General features: G+C 59.4%; 1 pseudogene. It reads right to left on the reverse strand.

What is annotated here, in order from left to right:
- Positions 1-536, reverse strand: a pseudogene (tcuB, locus tag AC1DRJ_RS32105) (tricarballylate utilization protein TcuB); the annotation flags it as partial.

Genomic DNA, 536 nt, shown 5'->3' on the forward strand with positions numbered 1-536 from the left:
CCGGTGGCGGCGAAGCACAGCATGAAGCCGTAGAAGGTGAGGTGGTGGAATCGGYGTCGCCACAAGGTGAATTGATCGTCGGCGTTGTTGCAGCCTTCGCCATGGCCGCCGTCCAGGTATTTGAGCTTCGCGACGTTGGCCGTAGCCTCCAATGCAGCGGACGTTTTCAACGGCAGTGGCGCTGCGACCGGTGAAACGTTGCGCCAGAAACGCCGTACACCCATGGTCAGGGCAAGTACCGCAAAGCCGAACACTGAGCCGAACATCAGCGCCAGGGTGTTATGCGGGAAAATCTTGTAGAAGTTGCCCCCGGGAATGGCCGTGAACAGGTTGCCCATGAGCATCAGGGTCAGGCATAAAAACAAGACCAGTCCCCCACCGGAAGCCAGTGCCAGGGTCAGGCCGTTGCGCTGATACAACCTGCCCATCACTTGCGGCCAGGCGTATTCGGCGTAAGTATCCAGGCGCACTTTGGCCATGGCTTTGGGTATGTTGACGTCGAATTCGTGTGGGGCGGCGTACTGACAGGCGTGCAG

It is taken from the genome of Pseudomonas sp. P5_B2 (assembly GCF_056400445.1).